The organism is Dietzia sp. SYD-A1 (assembly GCF_015356725.1).
Lineage (GTDB): Bacteria > Actinomycetota > Actinomycetes > Mycobacteriales > Mycobacteriaceae > Dietzia.
Genome location: NZ_JADDKI010000144.1, coordinates 1 through 6,152 on the forward strand (window position 1 = coordinate 1; position 6,152 = coordinate 6,152).

At 69.4% G+C, this 6,152-nt stretch carries 6 protein-coding genes; 3 read left to right on the top strand and 3 right to left on the bottom strand.

Translation table 11 applies throughout. The features are described from left to right. The coding region (locus tag IY392_RS06740) for a glycoside hydrolase family 3 protein (protein WP_194860821.1) at positions 1-792 on the bottom strand (792 nt) is incomplete at its 3' end. Positions 793-1,027: 235 nt separating this feature from the next. Between IY392_RS06740 and IY392_RS06745 the strand changes: the two genes are divergently transcribed. Together IY392_RS06745 and IY392_RS06750 are read left to right on the top strand one after the other, a co-directional pair. After that, positions 1,028-2,359, top strand: coding sequence for an MFS transporter (locus tag IY392_RS06745; RefSeq protein ID WP_309234023.1), 1,332 nt, complete (start codon positions 1,028-1,030; stop codon positions 2,357-2,359). 25 nt (positions 2,360-2,384) lie between these two features. After that, positions 2,385-2,822 carry a hypothetical protein gene (locus IY392_RS06750; protein WP_107757759.1) on the top strand — a complete coding sequence of 146 codons (438 nt, stop codon included), beginning with the start codon at positions 2,385-2,387 and terminating at the stop codon, positions 2,820-2,822. A 66-nt stretch (positions 2,823-2,888) separates the two neighbouring features. Here IY392_RS06750 and IY392_RS06755 read toward each other — a convergent pair whose 3' ends face one another. Both IY392_RS06755 and IY392_RS06760 read right to left on the bottom strand, forming a co-directional pair. Further along, the gene (locus tag IY392_RS06755) at positions 2,889-3,485 is read right to left on the bottom strand and encodes an HdeD family acid-resistance protein (RefSeq protein ID WP_194860823.1); all 597 of its coding nucleotides are present in this window, start codon (positions 3,483-3,485) and stop codon (positions 2,889-2,891) included. Between the two features lie 97 nt (positions 3,486-3,582). Then, positions 3,583-4,494, bottom strand: coding sequence for a helix-turn-helix domain-containing protein (locus IY392_RS06760; protein WP_194860824.1), 912 nt, complete (start codon positions 4,492-4,494; stop codon positions 3,583-3,585). Between the two features lie 56 nt (positions 4,495-4,550). Here IY392_RS06760 and IY392_RS06765 point away from each other — a divergent pair. Continuing rightward, positions 4,551-6,152 (top strand): proton-conducting transporter membrane subunit (locus IY392_RS06765; RefSeq protein ID WP_194860825.1); only part of this gene is annotated, 1,602 nt, incomplete at its 3' end.

Consider the following 6,152-nt stretch of genomic DNA (forward strand, 5'->3'; position numbering starts at 1 on the left):
GACCACGTCGGCGTCGTCGAGGTCGGCGGGCCCGGGCATCTGCAGGTCCAGCCCCGCGCGCACGGAGGCCACCCGGTCCGCCACGGCCCCCCAGTCGCTGATGACGGCCCCGTCGAATCCCCATTCGTCGCGCAAAAGGTCGGTGAGAAGCCACCGGTTCTCCGAGGCGTACACACCGTTGATCCTGTTGTACGCCGTCATCACGGACCACGGCCGTGCGTCCCGCACCACGCGTTCGAAGGCCCGCAGGTAGATCTCCCGTAACGGCCGCGGGTCGACGTCGGAGCTCGCCCGCATGCGGTCGTGCTCGGAGTTGTTCGCGGCGAAGTGCTTGACCGAGGCTCCGACGCCTCCCGCCTGCAGGCCGCGGACGAGTTGCGTCGCCATGACCCCGGTGAGGTGGGGGTCCTCGCTGAAGTACTCGAAGTTGCGGCCGGCCCGCGGGTCGCGCTTGATGTTGATCCCCGGACCGAGAAGAACCCCCACCCCGACGGCCAGCGCCTCGGTGGCCAGCGCGGCCCCGATCCGGCGGGCCAGGTCGGGATCCCAGCTCTGCGCCAGCCCCGACGCCGGGGGGAAACACGTGGCCGGGTCGCTCTCGGCGAGTCCGAGATGGTCCGAGGCCCCGGACTGGAACCGCACCCCGTGTGGCCCGTCGGTCAGGACGAGTGCGGGCACCCCGGCCAGCTCCTCGGTGCGCCAGAACGAGGCGCCGCTCCCCAGCGCCGCCTGCTGGTCGAGATCAAGACCGCGGTCGGGGTCGGTCGGTGCCGACCCGGTGTCTGATGTCATGTGGTGGACCCGTCCTGGAGTGTCGTTCTCTTGTAGCACGCGCCCGTGCCTCGTCACCGTCGTACGCCCACCGCGGTGGGGGTGACGCGGGGCCCGGTTTCTGTACGATGCCCCGGTGATCGCCTCGCCCCACCCCGAGAACAGCAGCGGCCCCACCGATACGGCGGCGGATCCGGCCGGCCGGACCGACGCGACCGGCGCGTCGTCGGTTCCGACCGACCCGACCGACCCGACCGTGACGGTCCCCCGGCGCCGGATCATCTTCGCCTCGCTCATCGGCACGACCATCGAGTTCTACGACTTCTACATCTTCGCCACCGCCGCGGTCTCGGTCTTCCCTCTGCTCTTCTTCCACGGCGGCGACTCGGGCGCCGCTCTGCTCGCCTCCATGGCGACCTTCGGGACCGCGTTCGTCGCCCGACCGCTGGGCTCGGTGATCTTCGGCCACTACGGGGACCGGCTCGGGCGCAAGGTCACCCTCGTGGGGGCCTTGCTCACCATGGGGATCGCCACGTTCCTCATCGGACTGCTGCCGACCATCCACCAGATCGGGTTGTGGGCCCCGGCGATGCTCACCATCCTGCGCTTCTTCCAGGGCATCGGACTGGGCGGCGAGTGGTCGGGCGCGGCTCTTCTGGCCTCCGAGACCGCGCAACCCGGCAAGCGGGCCTTCGCCGCGATGTGGCCGCAGCTGGGTGCGCCGTTCGGATTCATCCTGGCCAACGGACTGTTCCTGGTGTTGACCACCTGGTTCGCCTACGACTCCACACACAGCGACCTGGCCGATCCGTTCCTGGTGTGGGGCTGGCGCCTGCCGTTCCTGCTGTCGATCGTCATGGTGGCAGTCGGCCTCTACGTCCGTCTCCGCATCGAGGAGACGCCGGTCTTCGCGCGGGCCATCGCGGACGACCAGCGGGTCAAGACGCCGGTGTCGGAGGTCTTCCGCAAGAGCTGGCGGGAGATCATCCTCGGCACCTTCATCATGCTGGCCACCTACGGCCTGTTCTACCTGATGACCACGTGGATCCTGTCCTTCGCGATCGGCGGGGAGGGCACCGGCGGGCTGGGGTACGGATACCGGCCGTTCCTCACCCTGCAGGTGCTTGCGATCATCCTGTTCGCCGTGTTCGTGCCGGTGGCGGGGCTCCTGGCCGACGCGCTGGGGCGGCGACGCATGCTCATCGGGGTCACCCTCGCGATCATCGCCTTCGGGCTCAGCTTCGGCTGGTGGCTGGATCCCGAGGCGATCGGGACCGGCGACGACCTCGACGTGACCCGGATGCTGCTCTTCCTCTGCGTGGGGATGATGCTCATGGGGCTGACCTTCGGGCCGATGTCGGCCGTACTCCCGGAGCTGTTCCCCACCAACACCCGGTACACCGGCTCGGGGGTCGCGTACAACTTCTCGGCCATCCTCGGTGCCGCCCTGACCCCGTTCGTCGCGGTGTGGCTCGTGCAGAACTACTCGGTCGCCTACGTCGGGTACTACCTGGCGGGGCTGTCGGTGCTGACCATCATCTCGCTCGTCCTGGCCCCCGAGACCAGTAAGAAGTCCCTGTATTCGTGACCTGCCGGCCACTAGAATGGGGGGTATGAACGCGGTCTCCAGGCTCCTCCTCGGGCTGTTGGTCTTCAACGGGGTCACCGCGGCCGGCGGTGGGCTCGCGCTCATGGTCGGGGTGATCCCCGACGAGCCCTCGTGGATCGAGCACACCGACTTCCCCACCGTCTATTTCGCCGGCGTGATCCTGCTCGCGATCGTCGGGGGCAGCGCGCTGTTCGCCGCGACGGCGTTGCTCAAGCGGAGCCCGGGATGGCAGGCCGCCAGCCTCCTGTCCGGGTGGATCATGGTGGTGTGGATCGCCGCGGAGATCGCCTCGATTCGCGGCTTCCACTTCCTGCAGGTGGTCTACGTGGTCACCGGTGTCGCGGTGATCTGGTGCACCCCGACCGCTCCGTCCTCGACCACGTCGCCCCCGGCCTCCGTGTCGCCAGCCGCCCGGCAGCGGTCCTCGGAGACGGGCGGGTGAGATCGGCGACCGGTTCCGCGGTCGCCGTGGAGACCGCGGACCCCGTCGGCGCGTGGCTGTGTGCGCTCAGCGCGATCCCCCGTGGGACAGCGCGCGGAAGACGTTGAGCGCCCCGAGCACGACGAGGGAGATCCCCAGGAGCCACCACAGGAAGCCGGCGCCCCACACCGGGGTGCTCAGCAGGGAGACTCCCGCGAGGACCGAGATGATCGCGAACACGATCGTCACGCCCTTCGCCCCGGACTCGCCGAGGGTGAACAGAGCGGTGAAGCCCTCGATGATCCACATGACGCCGATCATCACGGTGATGAAGATGGCGAGGAAGGCCGCGGATTCCTGCAGTGAGACAAAAGCGAAGACGCCGGCGATGACCCACAGCAGGCCGAGCAGGACGTGACCGACCCGACTGCCCGTCCCGTGGTTCTTGGCGAGCAGGCCGACCGAGGCGTACACGACCCCGCCGACGATGGCGTAGAAGGCGAGCACGCCGGTGATGGCGACGGCGGTCTTCTCCGGCCAGACCAGGACGGCGATACCGAAGCCGATGGCCAGTAGGCCGCCGGTCAGCAGCGCGAGACGGACGCTCTTGGCGACCTGGGCAGCGGTGGTCTGCCCAGCTGTGGGCTGGGAGGCGGAGGGTTGTGAGGCGGTGGACGTGGACATTCTGGGTACCTCGCTCGAAAGAGGCGGACGACCGCAGGCGCGATCAGCGAAATTTAACGTAGCGCGGACGCGGCACCTGCGCCATGAGTTCTGTGAATCACGGGGGAGGCGGGACCCGGTGGAGAGGCGTCCCATGCGCGACCCCGCCCGGGTGGGCCGGCTCCCGCTCGTCACCGGCCGGACCCGGTTCGATGACCGGACCTCGGAATCCGTGCTCATCGGAGACTAACCATCGTCCGGTCTCCACCTGTGGACAGATGGCTCCGAGCCGACGTAACTCCGAGGTGATGAGCGTCGGCGGGTGGTCTGCCGCGAAACAGGCGTAGAAGGTCGCCGGGAACGGAGCGTGCGGATGTCGGGAGGCGACGGAGGTCAGCGCGACTCGTCGCGCGTGGTCGGTGCCGGCGTCCCGCTGTGGTCGTGGCACGTCGATCCAGACCAGGGTCCACAGCCCTGACATCGAGACCGAGCTCCGAGCCGCCAGAGACGCCTCGCCCATGACCATGCGGGAGCGCCCGTCGTCGCCGGCGAATACCCAGACGCCCACCAGGGCGGTGTCCTGGGGGCTGGCGGGCGGTAGGACGCGTCGGAGATGGGCCATATAGGAGTTGGCGCCTCTCACCGCGGCGGCGAGATGGCGTGTGTCGCTGACCAACAGCACCGCCCACGCAGAGGTCGTGGCCGACCGTCGGGAGTCGAGGCGTGTGACCGGGGCCAGAGTCGGCCCGGGACCGGGGGGCCGGGTCGCCCGGGGGTAGACGTCGAGGACGGCGGCGTCCCGTCCGGTGGGCACGCGGGAGGCCACTCTCTCGTCCAGCCGGTATCGGCCGCTCGGGACCCCGGGGTCGAGCGTGAGGTATCCCGCACCCTCTAGATCTCCGACTATTCGCCGGACTTCCGGTTCGGGTATGCCGACCCGGTCAGCGATCTCGTGGACCCGCAGGTGGTCGACGCGGGCGATGCACATCAGCACCCGCGCATGACTGGTGAGAAAAGACCACTCCGACACGGTTCTCATGCTACATAACACGATTCTAAATTCGTACTGTTGAATACGCGTCTTGAGTGTCGTATAACAGACGTGTCCGGATGCACGAGGTCGCGGTGACGAGTGAGCGGCGGTTCGAGCCGCCGGAAGGGGGGACGGTGAACGTCCTGCTGGTGGTGTCGGTGCTGTGTCCTGTGGTGACCTGTCTGGCCGGACGCGCGGGGCGGCGCGCGGGCCGAATCGCTGTGGCGGCCACCGCCCTCGCCACCGCGGCAGCGGTGGTCGTCGCCGTCGTCGTGACACTCGACGGCCCGGTGTCCGCGGTCATCACCACCGGGTCGACCGAGTCGGTGGTGATCGGGTTCACCGCCGACCGGGTCTCGATCCTGCTGTTGCTCCTGGTGCTCGGGGTGAGCGCCGTGGTGCATGCCTTCTCCCGCCGGTATCTGCGGGGCGATCCCCGGGCGGGTCGCTTCGCCGGCGGGACCGCGGCGATCACCACCGCCACGGCGGCGATGGTGACGTCGGCAACCCTGATAGGTCTGGCCCTGGCATGGTCGGCCATCGGTCTCGGGCTGTGGTGGCTGTTGCGGGTGTATCGCGCTGACGCCTGGGTGCCGCAGGCGGTCGCCCGAACGGCGCGCATGGTCGTCGTCGGCGACGTCGCTCTGTGGACGGCAGTGGTCGTGGCCACGGTGCACTGGGGAAACGTGGATCTGCGCACGCTCGATCCGCCCACGACGACCTCAGCGGAGGGGGCGGTGGTGGCGGTCATGCTCGTCGTGGCGGCTATCGCACGCTCGGCGCTCATACCGATGTCGGGGTGGCTGCCCGCCACCGTCGCAGCACCGACACCCCTCTCGGCCCTGTTGCACGCAGGCATCGTCAACGGGGGTGGGGTGCTGATGATCCGGGTGCATCCGATGATCGATTCCTCCGTGATCGCCATGCTCCTGGCCTTCGCCGCGGGAGCCCTCACCGCCGTCTACGGCACCGCCGTCATGTTGACCAGGCCCGACCTCAAGTCCGCACTGGCCTATTCCACGGTTGGACAGATGGGATTCATGGTGATGACCTGCGCACTCGGCGCCTACTCCGCGGCGTTGTTCCACCTGCTCGCCCACGGGATGTACAAGTCCACGCTCTTCCTCGGCTCCGGGTCCGCGGTGGCCGATCACCTCGCCGACCGAAGCGCGCCGCCGGCACCGGCCCTCCGACCCTCGGCGCGCCGGGCGTACGCGGCGGTAGCGGTCGTGGTCCCCGTGGTGGTTCTCGCGGCGGCACTGTGGCTCTGGCAGGCGGGACTGGGTATCGCCCACCAGGGCACCGCGGTGATCCTGGCCTTCGCCTGGGCTACGGGCACACGACTGATGTGGGGATGGACCCGCCGCGCGACCGGCCCGGGATCGGTCGTCACCTTCACCCTGGCCCTCGCCGCGGTGATGGTCGCTTACCTGGGGGCGTTGAAGGCACTCAGCTCTTTCGTCGACCCCACCCTGCAGGCCGCAGGCCCCGCCGCGTTGGCCGGGTGGACCCTGGTCCCGGTCTTCGCCGCGATGGCACTGCTCTCCGCCGTGCGGTTCGCACCGGTGCCGGGACTGGCCGACGTACGCAAGAACATCTACGTGGCGTCGCTGAGCGCCGGTGACCAGGGGCCGCGGCCGTTGCCGCTCCCGCCC

Bases quoted from the DNA above. Each gene is read 5' to 3' on its own strand.
- IY392_RS06750 (WP_107757759.1), top strand. From the start codon at position 2,385: ATGAACGCGGTCTCCAGGCTCCTCCTCGGGCTGTTGGTCTTCAACGGG.
- IY392_RS06755 (WP_194860823.1), bottom strand. From the start codon at position 3,485: ATGTCCACGTCCACCGCCTCACAACCCTCCGCCTCCCAGCCCACAGCT.